This is a genomic window from Colwellia sp. BRX10-3 (assembly GCF_014077505.1).
Lineage (GTDB): Bacteria > Pseudomonadota > Gammaproteobacteria > Enterobacterales > Alteromonadaceae > Cognaticolwellia.
In genome coordinates, this window is record NZ_JACGWA010000001.1 from 1,125,292 (window position 1) to 1,142,888 (window position 17,597).

18 protein-coding genes are annotated in these 17,597 nt (G+C 39.5%); 11 read left to right on the forward strand and 7 right to left on the reverse strand.

The window, feature by feature from the left end:
• The first annotated feature begins 2 nt into the window (after window positions 1-2).
• A complete protein-coding gene (locus H4J38_RS05010) occupies window positions 3-1,469 on the forward strand; it encodes a TrkH family potassium uptake protein (protein WP_182129978.1) in 1,467 nt (488 codons plus the stop codon).
• A gap of 31 nt (window positions 1,470-1,500) precedes the next feature.
• Here H4J38_RS05010 and trkA read toward each other — a convergent pair whose 3' ends face one another.
• Genes trkA through def form a run of 4 tightly spaced genes read right to left on the reverse strand, consistent with a single transcriptional unit; the run spans window position 1,501 to window position 5,780 of the window.
• Window positions 1,501-2,880, reverse strand: a complete 1,380-nt coding sequence (gene trkA, locus H4J38_RS05015) for a Trk system potassium transporter TrkA (protein WP_182129980.1) — start codon at window positions 2,878-2,880, stop codon at window positions 1,501-1,503.
• Window positions 2,881-2,892: 12 nt separating this feature from the next.
• Window positions 2,893-4,209: a 16S rRNA (cytosine(967)-C(5))-methyltransferase RsmB gene (rsmB, locus tag H4J38_RS05020; RefSeq protein WP_182129982.1), complete on the reverse strand. Its 1,317-nt coding sequence runs from the start codon at window positions 4,207-4,209 to the stop codon at window positions 2,893-2,895.
• A 3-nt stretch (window positions 4,210-4,212) separates the two neighbouring features.
• On the reverse strand, window positions 4,213-5,214 hold the full coding sequence (gene fmt, locus H4J38_RS05025) for a methionyl-tRNA formyltransferase (protein ID WP_182129984.1): 1,002 nt from the start codon (window positions 5,212-5,214) through the stop codon (window positions 4,213-4,215).
• Window positions 5,215-5,264: 50 nt separating this feature from the next.
• On the reverse strand, window positions 5,265-5,780 hold the full coding sequence (def, locus tag H4J38_RS05030) for a peptide deformylase (RefSeq protein WP_182129986.1): 516 nt from the start codon (window positions 5,778-5,780) through the stop codon (window positions 5,265-5,267).
• Window positions 5,781-5,896: 116 nt separating this feature from the next.
• Between def and H4J38_RS05035 the strand changes: the two genes are divergently transcribed.
• From H4J38_RS05035 to H4J38_RS05050, 4 genes are all read left to right on the forward strand, one after another.
• Window positions 5,897-6,985 (forward strand): LysM peptidoglycan-binding domain-containing protein, encoded by a 1,089-nt coding sequence (locus H4J38_RS05035; RefSeq protein ID WP_182129988.1) that lies wholly within the window; start codon window positions 5,897-5,899, stop codon window positions 6,983-6,985.
• A 32-nt stretch (window positions 6,986-7,017) separates the two neighbouring features.
• Window positions 7,018-8,157, forward strand: a complete 1,140-nt coding sequence (dprA, locus tag H4J38_RS05040) for a DNA-processing protein DprA (protein ID WP_310733441.1) — start codon at window positions 7,018-7,020, stop codon at window positions 8,155-8,157.
• Window positions 8,158-8,159: 2 nt separating this feature from the next.
• Window positions 8,160-8,633 (forward strand): DUF494 family protein, encoded by a 474-nt coding sequence (locus H4J38_RS05045; RefSeq protein WP_182129990.1) that lies wholly within the window; start codon window positions 8,160-8,162, stop codon window positions 8,631-8,633.
• Between the two features lie 93 nt (window positions 8,634-8,726).
• Window positions 8,727-9,293: a type I DNA topoisomerase gene (locus H4J38_RS05050; RefSeq protein WP_182129992.1), complete on the forward strand. Its 567-nt coding sequence runs from the start codon at window positions 8,727-8,729 to the stop codon at window positions 9,291-9,293.
• A gap of 54 nt (window positions 9,294-9,347) precedes the next feature.
• On the opposite strand, the gene H4J38_RS05055 is transcribed toward H4J38_RS05050, so the two are convergent.
• The gene (locus H4J38_RS05055; protein ID WP_182129994.1) at window positions 9,348-10,502 is read right to left on the reverse strand and encodes a 5-(carboxyamino)imidazole ribonucleotide synthase; all 1,155 of its coding nucleotides are present in this window, start codon (window positions 10,500-10,502) and stop codon (window positions 9,348-9,350) included.
• 10 nt (window positions 10,503-10,512) lie between these two features.
• Window positions 10,513-10,995: a 5-(carboxyamino)imidazole ribonucleotide mutase gene (purE, locus tag H4J38_RS05060; protein ID WP_182129996.1), complete on the reverse strand. Its 483-nt coding sequence runs from the start codon at window positions 10,993-10,995 to the stop codon at window positions 10,513-10,515.
• A gap of 282 nt (window positions 10,996-11,277) precedes the next feature.
• Between purE and H4J38_RS05065 the strand changes: the two genes are divergently transcribed.
• The 6 genes from H4J38_RS05065 to H4J38_RS05090 all read left to right on the forward strand — a co-directional run bounded on the left by H4J38_RS05065 (window position 11,278) and on the right by H4J38_RS05090 (window position 16,592).
• Window positions 11,278-12,909 carry an acyl-CoA synthetase gene (locus tag H4J38_RS05065; protein ID WP_182129998.1) on the forward strand — a complete coding sequence of 544 codons (1,632 nt, stop codon included), beginning with the start codon at window positions 11,278-11,280 and terminating at the stop codon, window positions 12,907-12,909.
• Between the two features lie 143 nt (window positions 12,910-13,052).
• On the forward strand, window positions 13,053-13,598 hold the full coding sequence (locus tag H4J38_RS05070) for a Sua5/YciO/YrdC/YwlC family protein (protein ID WP_182130000.1): 546 nt from the start codon (window positions 13,053-13,055) through the stop codon (window positions 13,596-13,598).
• Window positions 13,595-14,500, forward strand: a complete 906-nt coding sequence (gene hemF / locus H4J38_RS05075; protein WP_182130002.1) for an oxygen-dependent coproporphyrinogen oxidase — start codon at window positions 13,595-13,597, stop codon at window positions 14,498-14,500. The genes H4J38_RS05070 and hemF overlap by 4 nt, the downstream gene beginning before the upstream one ends.
• A gap of 230 nt (window positions 14,501-14,730) precedes the next feature.
• Window positions 14,731-15,408: an OmpW family protein gene (locus H4J38_RS05080; RefSeq protein ID WP_182130004.1), complete on the forward strand. Its 678-nt coding sequence runs from the start codon at window positions 14,731-14,733 to the stop codon at window positions 15,406-15,408.
• A gap of 117 nt (window positions 15,409-15,525) precedes the next feature.
• Window positions 15,526-16,338, forward strand: a complete 813-nt coding sequence (aroE, locus tag H4J38_RS05085; protein WP_182130006.1) for a shikimate dehydrogenase — start codon at window positions 15,526-15,528, stop codon at window positions 16,336-16,338.
• A 20-nt stretch (window positions 16,339-16,358) separates the two neighbouring features.
• A complete protein-coding gene (locus H4J38_RS05090; RefSeq protein WP_182130008.1) occupies window positions 16,359-16,592 on the forward strand; it encodes a hypothetical protein in 234 nt (77 codons plus the stop codon).
• 9 nt (window positions 16,593-16,601) lie between these two features.
• Here the strand turns inward: H4J38_RS05090 and H4J38_RS05095 are convergent, their stop codons facing one another.
• Entirely contained in the window at window positions 16,602-17,147 is a 546-nt protein-coding gene (locus H4J38_RS05095) for a gamma carbonic anhydrase family protein (RefSeq protein ID WP_182130010.1), read from the reverse strand.
• Window positions 17,148-17,597 lie beyond the last annotated feature (450 nt).

The following is a 17,597-nucleotide window of genomic DNA, read 5'->3' on the forward strand; positions in this document are numbered from 1 at the left end:
CTGTGCAATTTAAAAATATCATCCGAATATTAGGGCTGTTAGTCGCTTTACTAAGTGTAACTATGCTGCCGCCTGCTTTTATTTCTCTGCTCTATCGAGATGGTGGTGGTGTTTCATTTTTAATGTCTTTTATTTTTTGCCTCATTGCTGGCTTATTATTTTGGTACCCTTATCGCGCTGAAAAAAGCGATTTAAGGGCGCGAGAAGGCTTTTTAATTGTCGTACTTTTTTGGACTGTTCTGGCAAGCTTCTCAGCTGTGCCATTATTGTTATTAGATGAGCCTAACCTTTCCGTTGCCGACGCATTTTTTGAATCTTTTTCTGGCCTTACGACTACAGGCGCAACCATATTAACCCAGATTGATGGATTACCGCACGCGGTGCTTTGGTATCGCCAGCAACTGCAATGGTTAGGTGGTATGGGGATTATTGTTTTGGCGGTGGCTATTTTACCTATGCTAGGTATAGGTGGCATGCAGCTATATCGCGCGGAAACTCCTGGCCCGGTGAAAGATTCAAAAATGACCCCACGCATTGCTGATACCGCCAAGCATTTGTGGTTAATCTATGTAACATTAACCTTTGCTTGCGCAATGAGTTATTGGGCTGCTGGGATGAATTTATTTGACGCTATATGTCATTCTTTTTCTACTATCGCTATTGGCGGCTTCTCAACACACGACTTAAGTATGGGCTATTTTAATAGTCCATTAATCAACTTCATTTGTGTATTTTTCTTACTGGTTGCTGGCGTTAATTTTGCGCTACATTTTGCGGTAGTCAATAGTCGATCATTACGTAGCTATTTTTATGATTCAGAATTTAAAGCATTTTTGAGTATCCAGTTAGTTTTAATTTTATTGTGCTTTATTGTGCTAACTAGTTTTAATGTTTACCAATCAGGTTTTGATAATTTTGAGCAAGCACTTTTTCATGCCGTGTCGATTAGCACTACAGCAGGCTTTTCCGGAACATCTTCTGGCGAGGTTACTTTTTCTAATTGGCCTACGCTGCTACCCATTTTATTGATTTTTTCAAGTTTTATTGGTGGTTGTGCTGGTAGCACGGGTGGCGGCATGAAAGTCATTCGAGTAGTGCTGCTATATTTACAAGGTGTGCGAGAGTTAAATAAATTAGTGCATCCGAAAGCGGTTTTTACCATTAAATTGGGTAAAAAAGCGTTACCGAATCGCGTTGTAGAAGCTATTTGGGGTTTCTTTTCTGCTTATGCAGCTGTTTTTGTTTTTTGTATGCTGTTGCTGTTAGCGGCTGGCATGGATGAGTATTCAGCATTTACCGCGGTTGCAGCATGTTTGAATAATCTCGGTCCAGGTTTGGGGCAGGTTGCAGCAAACTTTGCCGAAATTAATGATTTTAGTAAATGGGTGTTGGTTGTAGCTATGTTGTTTGGGCGTTTAGAAATATTTACCTTGCTGGTATTATTCACACCAGCATTTTGGAAAACCTGATTTATATTATCTCGCTACAAATAATTATTGATCAGAAAAATGTGATCGCATCAAGTTGGAACAAAGTTTCAACGTCATTGATATAGCGTTTGTTAACTAAAAATAGTACTACATGATCTTCGGCTTGAATTTTGGTATCTGAATGAGCAATTAGCACTTCTTCGTCACGCACAATTGCACCAATGGTTGTACCTGGTGGCAATTTTATTTGTTGAATAGTTTTACCCACCACTTTCGATGATTTTTCATCACCTTTAGCCACTATCTCTATCGCTTCTGCAGCACCACCTCGTAAACTATATACATTATCAATATTACCCCGTCGTACATGGGTTAATAATGCTGAAATGGTTGCGTGCTGAGGTGAGACAGCAATATCGATATTACTTCCATGCACTAAATCAATGTAAGCGCTGCGCTGAATTAACACCATCGCTTTGCGCACACCTAAACGTTTGGCTAATAACGACGACATAATGTTTGCCTCGTCATCGTTTGTTACAGCAATAAACACGTCAAACTGATCGATATGTTCTTCCATTAGCAGTTCTTGATCAGACGAGTCACCGGTAAATACTAGCGTATCGTTTAATTCAGACGCTAAATATGCTGCTCGTTTAGCTGAGTGTTCTATTAATTTTACTTGATGATTTTTTTCTAATAGTCGCGCTAATCCTGAGCCGATATTACCACCACCGGCGATCATAATTTTTTTATAAGGTGCTTCTAACTTTTGCAGTTCGTTCATTACCGCGCGAATATGAATTGAGGCGGCAATAAAGAATACTTCGTCATCTGCTTCAATAACTGTAGTGCCCAGTGGACGAATGGGTTTACCATTGCGATAAATCGCCGCCACCCGGGTATCAATATTCGGAATATGTTCACGTAAAGTTGATAGCGCATGACCAACCAATAAACCACCGTAATATGCTTTTACCGCGACTAAACTTACCTTACCTTGAGCAAACTCTAGAACTTGCAATGCGCCTGGGTAATCAATGAGTCGAGCGATATCTCGGGTAACAAGTTGCTCAGGTGCAATAACATGATCAACAGGAATATTTTTATTTTGAAAGAGTTCTTTCTGATATTTTAGGATTTTACTTGAGCGAATTCGGGCTATTTTATTCGCAGTGTTAAATAGCGAATAACAAATTTGGCAAGCAATCATGTTGGTGGCATCGTCGTTGGTTACGGCAACAACTAGCTCAGCATCTTCAGCGCCAGCTTGTTTTAGTACATCAGGATGAGAGCCGTGACCGGTAACAACGCGCAAATCCATTTTGTCTTGTAATTCACGCAAGGTTTCACTGTTGGTATCTATTAGCGTAATGTCGTTTTTTTCACCGACAAGGTTTTCTGCTAATGTTCCACCAACTTGCCCAGCACCAATAATTATAATTTTCATTTAAGATTGCTTTTATTGTTGTTTTTTAACCAATTTGGCGTAGTAAAAACCGTCCATCGAATTTTCGTTGGTCAATATCTGCCAACCAATATCATTTATATTGCTGGTTATCGATACATGTTCAGCATCAAAGTTTTCATCAACAAAACGTTGAACTTGTTCACTATTTTCTTCTGGTAATACACTACATGTTGCATACAGCAAAGTACCACCGGGTTTAAGTAAAGACCATACATTTTTTAATATATCTTGCTGTAAGTCAGTTAATACTGCGATGTCTTGGCTTTTACGTAACCATTTAATATCAGGATGACGGCGAATTACACCGGTGCCAGAACAGGGGGCATCAAGTAATATTCGATCAAAAAGTTGCCCATCCCACCATTTCTCGGGTGTGGCGGCATCACCGGTAATAACATTCGCTTGCAGGTTTAAACGTTGGAGGTTTTCATGTACGCGCAGCAAACGAGACTCTTCAATATCGAGTGCTGTCATCGCTTTTATTTTTGGACTTACTTCGAGAATATGGCAGGTTTTACCGCCAGGGGCAGCACAGCAATCGAGTACATTGTCATCAGGTTGGCAATCAAGTAAAAGTGCGGCTTGTTGCGCTGCACCGTCTTGAATTGATACCCAACCAAGTTGAAATCCTGGCAGTTTGTTAACGTCGACAGCTTCAACTAATCGAATGGCAGAGGATTTTTCATCAATGTAGGCATATTCAATTTCTGCATCAGCTAATAGTGTCAGATATTGTTCAAGACTGTGATGTAGCACATTAACGCGCAACCACATTGGTGGTCTATGCATATTAGCGGTGAGGATATTTTGCCAACTATCAGGGTAGCCAGCTTGTAATTTTTTAATAAACCAAGAAGGGTGATTAAATGCGATAGCTGCAGGTAGTTTGCTGGTATCAGGCTGCACGTTTTTATCAATTAATTGTGCTTGTTGGCGTTGAAAATTTCTTAATATGCCATTAATAACACCTTTTAAATGCTCACACTTTAGCTGTTTACAGGCTGAAACGGTTTCATTAAACGCTGCGTGATCAGGTATACGGGTATATTTAATTTGATAAACCCCAACCAATAATAAAAAGTGACCTACGCGTTGTTTACCGACAAAAGGCTTTTTAATGAAGTCACGAACATCATTTTCAAGTTCGGGTAAATGTCTTAATACGCCATAGCAAAGTTCTTGTAATAAGCCTTTATCTTTAATATCTATTTTTGCGATTTGTTGTGGTAGTTCGTCAGACAAACTACGCCCTTTATCAACAACGGCAAAGGTACAGCGAGCAGCGAGTGCTCTGAGGTTAGCGGCCATAATTTAAGTTAACTCTTGTTGTGACTGTCTTAGCCCATTGATCGATTGGCCAATGGCAAACCAATCAGCTTTGCCATTAAGTATGTCAGCTACGGCTAACGCTTTTTTACCCGGAAGTTGCAATATTTCAAGCCGTAAAGCATTTGTTGTTGTGGCAACCACAATGCCTTGTTTATCGCAGCTAATAATAGTGCCGGGGTTTTGATTATGCTCAAGCTCAATAACACTGGCTTGCCATACTCGAATACGATGCTCTTTATTGTTTTCATTAAAAGTAAATTGCGCGACAGGCCATGGAATATATGCCCTGATTTTACTATCAAGTACAGTGGCAGGCTGTTGCCAATTTAACTCAGCGTCGGCTTTATCAAGCTTGGCGGCGTGCGTTGCTAGCGCATTGTCTTGCGGTTGACGTTTATATTCGCCCGAAACCATCAACGTTAATGTTTCTAATAACGCTTTTGGTCCCAGCTCAGCTAACTTGTTGTACAAACTGGTGCTGGTGTCTATCGCTGTAATGTCGCAAGTGGCGGTTAAAATCATATCACCGGTATCTAGGCCTTTATCCATTTGCATTATGGTCACGCCCGTTTGCGGGTCACCTGCTTCTAAAGCACGTTGAATAGGTGCTGCTCCGCGCCATTTTGGTAAAATGGAACCATGAACATTAATACAGCCTAACTCAGGTGTTTCTAAAATAACGGTTGGCAGTAGTAATCCATACGCAACCACTACCATGACATCTGCCTGATAACTTGCCATGGTTAACTGTGATTCTAAGGTTTTAAAGTTGTCAGGCTGCTGCACTGGAATATTATGTGCTAACGCTAATAGTTTAGTTGCACAAGCCGTAAGTTTTTTGCCGCGACCCGCGGGTTTATCAGGCGGACAATAAACCGCTACGATATTATGCTCTGATTGTATAAGTGCCGCTAAATGTTGCGCGGCAAAGTCAGGGGTACCAGCAAAAATAATATTCAATGGTTTAGATACGGGGCTGGGCAAAGTTATTTCCAAAATGCAATTGAGTTATATTATTAAACAAACAAACAAGCTTAAGCGTTAGCTTTATCTATACGTGCTTCTTTTTCTAACTTTGTTTTGATGCGTTGGCGTTTAAGTGGCGATAAATAATCGACAAACAAAATTCCCTCAAGATGATCAAGTTCATGTTGAATACAAATGGCTAATAGTTCTTCTCCCTCTAAGGAAAATTCTTTGCCATTTTCATCAAGGGCGGTAACCGTTACATCAACACTTCGGTCAACTTTGGCATAACAGCCAGGCACCGATAAGCAACCTTCTTCGTTGATAAGTGTGTCATCGCTTTTACGGGTGATGACAGGATTGATTAATACATAAGGGTGTTCTTTATTTTCTGAAACATCAATGACGACAATTCGTTGGTGAATATCAATTTGAGTTGCTGCCAAACCGACACCATTCTCGTCATACATAGTTTCAAACATGTTACTGATTATAGTGCGAATTTCATCGTTAACTTCAGTTACAGGTTGTGCTTTTGTTCTCAATCTCTCATCAGGAAATCGTAATACAGGTAAAATAGCCATAATTTATCAAAAGTGTTCGCGAAATGTCGCATAGAGTGTTATGTTTCAATTTTAGCCATTATTTATAATTAATCATAGTGGTTTAGGATAAAACCTATAATAATAGGCAGATTAACATGCTAATAAGAATATTTTCGTTGATACTCGGCATTGCTTTGTCAGTATCTATAATGGCTGATGAGCTAACAATAAAATCAGATGCTCCTAAATCTTACGTCGTTAAGAAAGGAGATACCTTGTGGGATATATCAGGTATATTCCTCAATCAACCTTGGTTGTGGCCTAAATTATGGCGCCTCAACCCTGAAATTAATAATCCACATTTAATTTATCCTGGTGATGAATTGCGCTTAGTATTTGACTCGCAAGGCCAACCTATGTTGGTTAAAGGCAAGCCAGAACTTAAATGGTCACCTAAAGTGCGTAAGCAATTAAAAGACCAAAACCCCGTTAGTACTTTACCTTTACACGCTATCGCACCTTATATTCGTTATGACAGTGTTAAAAGTTTAGCTGAATTAGAAGGTCTACCTCATGTTATTGGTAGTGATGAAGGCTATAACTCGAGTATTGATGGCTTTAAGGTTTATATTAATAGTGACCTGATTGTTGGGCAAAGTTATGGCATATATCAAAAAGGTGATGCCATTGTTGATCCCGTAACCAACGAAACTTTAGGTTATAACATTAGGCTTGTTGGTACAGGTAAAGCATCACAAAGCGGTGATATGAGCAAGAAACAGCCAAGTACTGTTTTTGTTGATGGCGCAAAACGTGAAATTCGTTCTGGTGCTTATGTTGTGCCAGTAAATGAGGAGCAACATTACCCGTCTGTTTTTACCATGCGAGCTGGTGCTAAAGATACCAAAGGCTTAATCGTTAGTTCTGTCACTAAGCTCCGTGAATTTGCTAAATTTGATGTGGTAATGATTAATCAAGGCGTCAGCAATGCCGTTCAGGTTGGTGATGTGTTAACCGTTAGCAGAAAAAGCCCTGGCGTTGTCGAAACAGACAAGGGTCCGCAATACACCAAAGACACTTCTCGTTGGAACAAATTAGCCAATAACAACCATTCAGATTACGATATGCCGGCTGAAGTAATTGGCCAAGTGATGGTTTTTAAAGTGTATGACAAGGTCAGTATGGCGTTAATTCTTCATTCTGAAATACCATTACGCGTGCTTGATGGGGTTGCTGCACCGTAACCTTAGAGTTGGCCACTCTTAAGGAGAAGCAGGTGGCAAATACGATAAATAGCAGTGATACAACGGAATTAACATCTGCGCATTATTGGCTAGCGGTGAAAGCTATTCCACGGCTAGCCAATCATAAAAAAATCGCCCTTGTCGAAAAGTTTGGTTTAGCCAGGCTATTCGCGGCGACTACTGACTTAACATTGTCAGGTCTAACCAATCCGCAACGCCTTGCAATAAGTTCTATTGATTGGGATTTGTTGACAAAAATAATATCTGATTCCCAGCAATGCCAAAGTCAAATTATAGCCTTCGACGATCCCTTATATCCGCACTTATTAAAAGAAATTTATGATCCGCCTCTGGTACTTTTTGCCCGCGGTAATGTTGAACTTTTATCACTAGCTAAAATTGCCATTGTTGGTAGTCGAAATGCCAGCATATCAGGTAGAGAAATTGCGCATAAGTTGGCCGGGCAGTTAACAGAAAAATTTGTTGTTACTAGCGGCTTAGCACTCGGTATTGATGCACAAGCGCACCTAGGGGCTTTAAATAATCAGGGCTATACTATAGCCGTGGTAGCAACAGGATTAGATATAACGTATCCCGCTCGACATAAAGAACTACAAAAAAATATTATTGAAAATAACGGTCTTATTATTAGTGAGTTTGCGCCAGGTGTAGCACCTAAGGCTGGGCACTTTCCCAAGAGAAACCGTTTAATTAGTGGCTTAAGTTTGGGGGTTTTGGTGGTTGAAGCGTCATTGAAAAGTGGCTCATTGATCACGGCGCGTTGTGCATTAGAGCAAGGTAGAGAAGTATTTGCCGTACCAAGTTCTATTTATAATGCACAAGCAAAAGGTTGCCATTGGTTAATTAAACAAGGCGCTAAACTTGTTGAAGATACTGCCGATATAATAGAAGAGTTTGAGGATATTGTTACAGATAGCCTAAACTTAAGTAGAAACAAAGAGAAAGATAATCTGACAGAAAAAAGTAAAAATCAAGACTTGTGTAACGATCCAATGTTAGCTAGTGTGGGATATGAAATCACTCCTGTGGATTTAGTGGTTTCACGCAGTAAACTACCTATAGATGTAGTGCTAACTCGTTTAACAGTACTTGAGCTTAGAGGTCTGGTGTCTGCCGTGCCAGGGGGCTACCTTAAATTGAATAGGGGCTAGTTATGTTTGATATCTTGATGTACCTTTTTGAAAACTATATTCATAGTGAAGCCGAGGTAATGGTGGATCATGAACTGCTCACGGATGAATTAACGCGTGCTGGTTTTCACCAAGATGAAATTTATAAAGCACTTGCTTGGCTAGAAAAGCTTGCCGCCTTGCAAGACACTGAAGCTTATCCTTATTTAACGCGAGTAGGTAATCAATCTATTCGTATTTATACAGCACAAGAGAACCAAATTCTTGATGTAGAATGTCGTGGTTTTCTAATGTTTTTAGAGCAGGTTAATTTATTAGATTTTACTACCCGTGAAATGGTTATTGATCGTGTGATGGAATTAGATACTAAATTTTTCTGTATTGATGATTTAAAGTGGGTTGTACTTATGGTGCTATTTAATGTGCCAGGTAAAGAAAATGCCTATTCTCAAATGGAAGACCTTATTTTTGATGAGCAAGAAGGTCCGTTGCACTAGTTAAGTTTTTAAGCCGCGCTTGCACGAAAAATACCCTACAGTAATACTGCAAAAATATGACATAATGTGCTCCTAATATTTTAGGTGTACATTATGTCAAACTCTGAAAAACCACTATTTTCACGTCATGAACATGCCTTAGAGAAAACAGCTGAAGTTTGCCCTGAATGCGGTGCTCAGCTCGCTATTAAACACAGTAAATCAGGTTCATTTTTTGGTTGTGTTACTTATCCTAGCTGTGAATACACTCGAGCTGTTGTAGAGCATGAACGAGTTGACGACAAAATACTGGTTGGCAGCGAATGCCCTGAATGCAGTAATGAGCTGGCGGTAAAGCAAGGCCGCTACGGTATGTTTATTGGCTGTACAAACTATCCCAAATGCCACTATATCGTGGCGCAAGATAACAATGAACTTGAGCAACAAAATGTCATTTGTCCAGATTGCAAAAAAGGCAACTTACAGTCAAAAGTTAGCCGTTTTGGTAAAACCTTTTATTCCTGCGATCATTACCCTAAATGTAAGTTTGTTGTTAATCATGAGCCTGTTGTTGGCGAATGCGAAAAGTGCGGTTTTGATTTATTATTGAAAAGACAAATGGCGGCAGGCGAAAAATTGCAATGCGCGTCTAAACCTTGCGGCCACTTTCAAAAGAATTAATCTGTTGATATAAAAAACCAGCAACAAGCTGGTTTTTTTTTGCGCATTCTGACTTTAACTTATTTTGCTCTGGTATGCAGTGACATAAGGTTTAAGCTCATCAAATGCCGATGCTGGCAAAATGTCAGCCAATAACGTTAATCGCGCAGCTAATTGTTGTTCAGAATTGCCTGAAACATTGATATGGCCCATTTTACGGCCAGCGCGTTTACTTTTTCCATACCAATGTAAAGTGGTGCTCGCCACGTTTAATATTTCATTAGGTACTTCATCTTCACCCAGTATATTAATCATAGCAGATGGACGAATTAGTTCAGTACTGCCAAGAGGCAAATCACATACAGCGCGCAAATGGTTTTCGAACTGACAAGTATCCGCACCTTGTTGGGTCCAATGACCTGAGTTGTGTACACGAGGAGCAATTTCATTCACTAACAATTGCTCGCCAATTTGGAAGAACTCAATCGCTAGCACGCCAATGTAATTTAACTCTTTTGCGATACTATCAAACACTTTCTTTGCTTGTGTTTGCAGAACTTCATCTACTTGAGTGGCGATCGATATACTCAGCACACCATGAGTATGATGGTTTTCGGTTAACGGATAAACAACTGTATTACCTTGGCTATCACGAGCACCCACTAAAGAGACTTCGCGATCAAATGGTACCATTTGCTCAGCGACTACAGCATGCTTAACACCTTGCTCACCGCCATCAAAAAAAGCTTTAATATCAAGCCAAGTTTCTTCCGCTGTTGCTTTATCTTTTAATCGCCACTGACCTTTACCATCGTAACCGGCTAATGCGCTTTTTAAAATGAGCGGGAAAGATAAGTTATTTAACGCTTGGTCAAAATCAGCTTTTGTTTCGATAATTTTGTGCTCAGCATTTGCTACAGAACATTTTACCAAAAGATCTTTTTCTAATCTTCTATCACCGCCAACTTTAATGGCTTGGCTTGAAGGGCGTAGTTTTCCTGATGCCTGACACAGCGCAAGTGTTTGATGGTCAATGTGCTCAAATTCTGCGGTGATAAAATCAGCAAAATCAATGCCTTGTGTTAAATTGCCAAACGTAATGTTCGTTGAAAGTGGGTCTACTACATTGTTAGAACCAACATCAAAAGCTCGTATATTGATATCTAAAGGCTTAACAGCCAATGCCATCATACGAGCCAGTTGTCCTGCTCCTAATACTAAAACATTCATCTAGCTAGCCTTATTCTGCAGGATTTGGATTATCAAGAATCGTTTGTGTTTGCTCTGCTCTAAATTTTTCAACAGCAGCTTGTACTGTGGGGTCAAAGGTACCAATAATTTGAGCAGCCAATAAACCAGCATTAGCCGCACCTGCAGTGCCAATGGCTAATGTACCAACTGCAATGCCTTTTGGCATTTGTACAATTGAGAGTAATGAGTCTTGGCCATTTAATGCTTTCGACTGCACAGGAACACCTAACACGGGTAAGCTAGTATAAGCAGCTGCCATACCCGGTAAATGTGCAGCACCACCGGCGCCACCAATAATAACGGTAATGCCTCGATCTCTAGCACTCTCGGCATATTCAGCAAGTAAATGCGGGGTTCTATGTGCTGAAACTACTTTTGTTTCATAAGGAACATTAAATAAATCTAACATTTCAGCAGCGTGCTGCATGGTTGGCCAGTCTGATTTTGACCCCATGATAATCCCAACTTTCATACGCGTAGTGCCTTTTGATAATGTGATTTGAAACCTAACGTTAAAACTAGCAGTCTGACTTAACGATCAGGTGAAAATTAATCTGAGATTATAACGTGTTTACAAATATTCTGAAATGAGAAATCTTTAACGATAGTGATGAATGACTATTAATTTGCGCTGATGTAGACCAAAGGATAGTTTTTTAATTTAATTATGTGCGTATGATATTTTAGATTGAAAAGCCGAATGTAGCTAAACAGCCATGTTGAAAATCATTTAGGTAAACAAGTGAGGAAGTTCATGAGTAACATCTATAACCAAGGTTTAGATAAGGTCGCTGCGAATAGTCAGCCACTTACGCCGATTAATTTTTTAAATCGTACAGCCGATGTTTATCCAGACAAAATAGCCATTATTCACGGCAAGCAAAAATTTACATATCAACAATATCGTAAAAATGTTCGTCGTTTAGCGTCAAGTTTGATTAAGTTTGGTGTTAAGCCAGGACAAACCGTTAGTATTATGGCGGCGAATATCCCCCAATTTCTCGATGCACATTTCGCTGTGCCGCAAATAGGCGCTGTACTTAATGCCATCAATATTCGTCTCGATGCAGCAAATATTGCTTTTATATTAGATCACGGCGAATGTGATGTATTGCTAACCGATACGGCATTTTCATGTGTTATCGAAGAAGCACTGGCACTTTCATCGCGTAAACCACTAGTTATAGATATTGATGATATTGAAGGGCCAGGCGGTGACAGGCTTGGAACGATCGAGTATCAAGAGTTATTAGCGCAAGGCGATGAGAGTTTTACCCAATCCTTTGTGCATGATGAATGGCAAGCATTGGCACTAAATTACACGTCGGGCACTACAGGTAACCCCAAAGGTGTCGTTTATTCACATCGTGGTGCTTACCTTAACTCCATTGGACATAACTTTATTTGGCCAACAAACAATAAAACAAATTATCTTTGGACCTTACCCATGTTCCATTGTAATGGTTGGTGTTTTCCTTGGACCATAGTAGCGGTTGGTGGCACGCAAATTTGTTTGAGACAAGCTGAAGTAGGGGCAATCGTTAATGCGATGATAGATCATAAAGTTACCCACTTTTGTGGTGCGCCTATTGTGCTTAATATGATATTAAATGCAGACGAAAATTTATTGGCAAAATTACCTAAAAATATCAAAGCGATGACTGCAGGTGCTCCACCTCCTGCCGCCGTGATTAAAGGCATTGAAAACCTCGGCATTGAAATAACACAAAGCTATGGTTTAACTGAAGTTTATGGTCCATGTGTGGTTAGCGAATGGAAGGATGAATGGAATGACAAAAGTGCTGATGAACGAGCAGCATTAAAAGCCCGTCAAGGTGTGCGTTACCCTACACAAGAAGAAGTTAACGTGCTCGACCCCGACACTATGAATCCTGTTCCTGCTGATGGCGAAACCATGGGGGAAATCATGTTTCGTGGCAACACCACCATGAAAGGTTACTTGAAAAACGAAAAAACAACGGCAGAAGCTTTTGCACATGGTTGGTTTCACTCAGGGGATTTAGCAGTAAAGCACCCAGATGGTTATATTGAAATTCGCGACCGTTCTAAAGATATTATTATTTCTGGAGGTGAAAATATTTCATCGGTAGAAGTAGAAGGGATACTCTATATGCATCCTGCTATTTTAGAAGCCGCTGTTGTAGCAAAAAAAGATGATAAATGGGGCGAAACACCCTGTGCTTTTGTTGGCTTGAAGAACGGACAAACACTAACAGAACAAGAGGTTATAAAACATTGTCGTGAGCATATGGCTGGCTTCAAAGTGCCTAAAACTATTGTTTTTAGTGAATTACCAAAAACCTCAACAGGTAAAGTGCAAAAGTTTGTTTTACGCCAGAAGGTTAAAGATTTGTTTGAGTCGTAAGCTATGCTCAACTTAAAGTTTATGTATTTAACGGTAAGCGTTTTATAAACTCTTACCGTTTTTTATTTCTAGGCATGTAGTTTAAGTGTAAAAAACGTATAATCCCCGTTAATTAATTTTACTTAACTTACATCATAAAACCAATGGCAACAGCATTAGAAACATTTCAACAGGGAGGGATTTTAGCTTACCCGACCGAATCGGTCTTTGGTTTAGGCTGTGATCCTGATAACGACCAAGCAATTGAGAAGCTATTGTCTATTAAGTCACGCTCGGTCGACAAAGGCTTAATATTGCTTGCTGGCAACTATTCTCAGCTTTTACCCTATATAGACGACAGTAAAATACCGCAAGATAAACGCTTTGCTGTGTTATCTCGCTGGCCCGATGGTATTACGCAATTAGTCGCTAAAAATGCGGACACTTCTACTTTGTTAACTGGGCGCTTCGACACGATTGCTGTGCGTGTTACTAGCCAGCCAGACGTAGTGGCACTTTGTTTGGCAACCAATAAGCCAATTGTATCTACCAGCGCTAATTTAAGTGGTAAACCCCCAGCCAAAACTTGGCAAGAAATTCCTGATGAACTCGCTGATAAAATTGATTTTATTCTTAAAGGCAAAACTTTAGGCTTTGATCAGCCTTCTACTATTATTGATGCATTATCTGGAGATGTTATTCGCTCATGAGCACTATAAATATCGATGTTGTTGTTGAATTTTTAAAAGCGTTGCAAGATCAAATTTGTTCTGCGCTAGAAGCCGCTGACGGTAGTGGCAAATTTATTGAAGATAATTGGGTGCGCGCAGAAGGTGGTGGTGGGAGAACTCGTGTATTAACCAATGGTAGTGTTATTGAACAAGGTGGGGTGAATTTTTCGGTAGTTTCTGGTGATAAATTACCCCCGTCTGCAACGGCACACCGACCAGAATTAGCGGGCCGAAAATGGCAAGCTTGTGGTGTTTCATTAGTTATTCACCCTAAAAACCCTTTTATTCCAACGTCTCATGCTAACGTAAGATTTTTTATTGCTGAAAAAGAAGGTGAAGCACCCGTGTGGTGGTTTGGTGGCGGTTTTGATCTCACGCCATTTTATCCATTCAAAGAAGATGTTGTGCATTGGCATCAAACGGCGAAAGACATCTGCCAACCTTTTGGTGATGACGTTTATCCTAAATATAAAAAGTGGTGTGATGAATATTTTTATTTAAAGCATCGCGATGAAACACGTGGTGTTGGTGGTTTGTTTTTCGATGATCTTAATCAATGGGGCTTTGAGCAGTGCTTTGATTATATTAAAGCGGTTGGTACTGGTTTTATTGATGCTTACGTACCTTTGATGGAAAAGCGCAAAGACACACCATTTGATGATAATAATCGTCAATTCCAACTATATCGCCGAGGCCGTTACGTTGAATTTAACTTAGTTTTCGACCGCGGTACGCTATTTGGATTGCAATCAGGTGGTAGAACAGAATCAATTTTAATGTCGATGCCACCACTCGTGCGATGGGAATATAACTTTCAAGCAGGCACTGGCAGTGCAGAAGCTGAATTGCAAGACTACTTAGTCGCTCAAGATTGGTTGTAAGCTGTTTTAGCGACTCTCAATAACGCACAAATATATATCAGCAGAAAATGCCTGCTATCATGATGTTTGTGCGTTAAATCACAAAAGCTATATTTTTATATTAAACCCTAATGTTTTTTAAGGTTTTAAACAAACCTTGTGCTAGATCAATTACTCTATTATTGAGCAGGCGTAAAATTACCCTAGTGAAAATTTAATATCTTCTTTATTTTACAAAAGGTAATGCTCTCATGAAAACTTCAATAATTAATGTACTAATTCTTTCCACTCTTACATTATCTCCACTCGCACTTGCAAACCAAGCTGGCGATTTTATTATCCGTGGTGGGGCAACTATGGTTAATCCAGACAGTGATAAATCAACTATAATGTTAGGTGGTGCAGATTCAAGTATGACACTCACGGTTGATGATAATACCCAGCTAGGTTTGAACTTCGTTTATTTTTACGATAGCAACTGGGCAATAGAGCTTTTAGCCGCAACACCTTTCACCCATGATATTACCATTCAAGATAAAAACTCAGTACTTGGTGTTGACGGTGCAAACTTAGGTGAGGTATCACAGTTACCACCAACATTAAGTGCATTATATTATTTTGATACCCACAGTGCATTTAAACCTTATCTTGGAGTCGGCATAAACTACACGGTTTTCTTTGATGAAGATTTCGCTGCGGCACCAAAATCATTAGGTTTAAGTAATTTGGATTTAGATGGTTCATTTGGGTTATCCGCACAAATTGGCGCTGACTACCATTTAGATGAAAAATGGTCTCTAAACGCTTCTATTCGTTATATCGATATTAATACCGATGCAACGTTTGATGTCGCTGGTAGTAACATTGGTAGAGCAGATATCGATATTGACCCTATGGTTTATTCATTAATGTTAGGCTATAAGTTCTAATTAGATTCTTAGTCAGAGAGAATTAATATAAAAAGCAGTCATTGAGTGACTGCTTTTTTGTTTTCATCGTTTCATAACTGCGTTAGTCTACAACTAAACACTTAAGCTAGTAATCCAATGGATCAATATCGCGTATTTGGTAATCCTATTGCCCAATCAAAATCTCCCTTTATTCAACAACAATTTGCTGTGCAGACAAAGCAAACAATGAACTACCTAAGTGAGTTGGTTGAGCTTGACCAATTTTCGTGCGCGGTCAAAAACTTAATTGCTAACAAAGGAAAGGGCGCTAATGTGACTGCGCCATTTAAAGAACAAGCATTTGCATTGTGCGATGAGCTCAGTGAAAGAGCGAAATTAGCTGGTGCTGTCAATACCTTGATTTTTTCTAACGGCGTTATTTATGGCGATACGACTGACGGTGTAGGCTTAGTGAGTGACTTACTCAGATCTCAAGTTCAACTGCGAGATACTAAGGTTTTATTACTGGGGGCTGGCGGAGCAGCGAAGGGTGTTGTGCAATCAATATTGGAACAATCTCCTAAGTCGTTGACTATCGCCAATAGAACATTAAGCAAAGCACAAGCAATTACCCAGCAGTATCCCGAAGGTTCTATCAAGGCAGTTACTTTTGCCGATACCGAAAATTTAGTCTTTGATATCATCATAAACGCGACATCAGCAGGTTTATCGGGTGATAGCTTACCCATTTTAGATCAAACTATTGAAAGCTCAATAGCTTGCTATGACATGGTGTATGGCAAAGAGCCAACTGCCTTTTTAAAACAAGCAAAACAACTTGGCGTTGAACATGTTATTGACGGCTTAGGTATGTTGGTGGGGCAGGCTGCCGCAAGCTTTCAGCTATGGAGAGGCGTTAGCCCAGATGTTGAATCTGTACTTGCATCCTTAAGAACTCAATTAAAGTAGAAAATTTAGAGAATAACAATATGAACCAAGCAATTTTATTTAATGATGATTTACATTTTAATAAGCATCATGACGCTTGGTGTTTCACTGGTCAACTGTCGGGACAGAAGGTCACGGTATATTTTCATTCCATGCAATTAAAGCAGTTAGCAGAAATTGATAATTGCACTAAATATGATTTAGAAGAAATAACGGAACTCTGGCTCGAGAAAAACGAACCAGAAGATAACGAAATACATGTAGAAATGAGATAACTAAATAAGTTAACTATTATCAGCCAAGTATTCAGCTTTTAATTCAACATAGTTAATTGCTGATTGCTTGAGGAAGTTAGCTTCACTCTCTTTTAACTCTCTAACTTGCTTTACCGGGTTGCCAACATATAAATAGCCACTTTTAAGTGTTTTGTTTGGTGGTACTAAACTACCCGCACCGATAAAAACATCATCTTCAATAATAGCACCGTCCATAATAATAGCGCCCATACCCACCAGTATACGATTACCCAAAGCACAGCCGTGCAACATACACTTATGCCCCACAGTAACATCATCACCAATTATTAAAGGATTACCATCGGGATTACCCGCGCTTTTGCGGGTGACATGTAAAACAGTACCATCTTGAATATTGGTTCTAGCACCAATAGTAATTTTGTTCACATCTCCTCTAGCGGCGACCAAAGGCCAAACACTCGTATCATCACCTAAAGTAATGTCTCCAACAAGCACAGCTGATTCATCAATATAAACAGCATTACCTAATATAGGAGTGATGCCACGATAGTTTCGAAAATTATTTTTATGCATAAATAAAAGGTTTTAAATGATTGATTCAGATATCTTAGCAAAAATCAGCCATTAAATAGTGTTCTGTGGATAATAGTTTAATGCTAATTATCTAAACTAATTATAAGCAGAGAAGTAGCAGGAGATAAAACCGTGTGATTAATCAACGTATTGAACATTAAAAACTCAATCACAGTAGGCGTTGTACAAATAAAAAGCAAACAAACCCTTATTCACAATTAAATGCTATTTAGGTGTTGACGTGAAGCCAAAAATCTCTAAAATGCGCTCCAGTTCCAAGGGGTAACCCCAACGAGCTGTTTTAATAAGTTATCTAATGCGGTTCAGGCCAGTTTGATTAACTTAACGTTTTAAACTGGTTGGTTTTGAAAGTTTCAAACTTTTAAAATAAATTTAAATAAAACGTTGACATTAAAACTCAGGTGCGTAGAATGCGCATCTCGCTTCAGG

Excerpts from the sequence above, each read along its gene's own strand:
- trkA (WP_182129980.1), bottom strand. The coding sequence starts at position 2,880 with ATGAAAATTATAATTATTGGTGCTGGGCAAGTTGGTGGAACATTAGCA.
- rsmB (WP_182129982.1), bottom strand. The coding sequence starts at position 4,209 with ATGGCCGCTAACCTCAGAGCACTCGCTGCTCGCTGTACCTTTGCCGTT.
- def (WP_182129986.1), bottom strand. The coding sequence starts at position 5,780 with ATGGCTATTTTACCTGTATTACGATTTCCTGATGAGAGATTGAGAACA.
- H4J38_RS05035 (WP_182129988.1), top strand. The coding sequence starts at position 5,897 with ATGCTAATAAGAATATTTTCGTTGATACTCGGCATTGCTTTGTCAGTA.
- H4J38_RS05045 (WP_182129990.1), top strand. The coding sequence starts at position 8,160 with ATGTTTGATATCTTGATGTACCTTTTTGAAAACTATATTCATAGTGAA.
- H4J38_RS05050 (WP_182129992.1), top strand. The coding sequence starts at position 8,727 with ATGTCAAACTCTGAAAAACCACTATTTTCACGTCATGAACATGCCTTA.
- H4J38_RS05055 (WP_182129994.1), bottom strand. The coding sequence starts at position 10,502 with ATGAATGTTTTAGTATTAGGAGCAGGACAACTGGCTCGTATGATGGCA.
- purE (WP_182129996.1), bottom strand. The coding sequence starts at position 10,995 with ATGAAAGTTGGGATTATCATGGGGTCAAAATCAGACTGGCCAACCATG.
- H4J38_RS05065 (WP_182129998.1), top strand. The coding sequence starts at position 11,278 with ATGAGTAACATCTATAACCAAGGTTTAGATAAGGTCGCTGCGAATAGT.
- H4J38_RS05070 (WP_182130000.1), top strand. The coding sequence starts at position 13,053 with ATGGCAACAGCATTAGAAACATTTCAACAGGGAGGGATTTTAGCTTAC.
- hemF (WP_182130002.1), top strand. The coding sequence starts at position 13,595 with ATGAGCACTATAAATATCGATGTTGTTGTTGAATTTTTAAAAGCGTTG.
- H4J38_RS05080 (WP_182130004.1), top strand. The coding sequence starts at position 14,731 with ATGAAAACTTCAATAATTAATGTACTAATTCTTTCCACTCTTACATTA.
- aroE (WP_182130006.1), top strand. The coding sequence starts at position 15,526 with ATGGATCAATATCGCGTATTTGGTAATCCTATTGCCCAATCAAAATCT.
- H4J38_RS05090 (WP_182130008.1), top strand. The coding sequence starts at position 16,359 with ATGAACCAAGCAATTTTATTTAATGATGATTTACATTTTAATAAGCAT.
- H4J38_RS05095 (WP_182130010.1), bottom strand. The coding sequence starts at position 17,147 with ATGCATAAAAATAATTTTCGAAACTATCGTGGCATCACTCCTATATTA.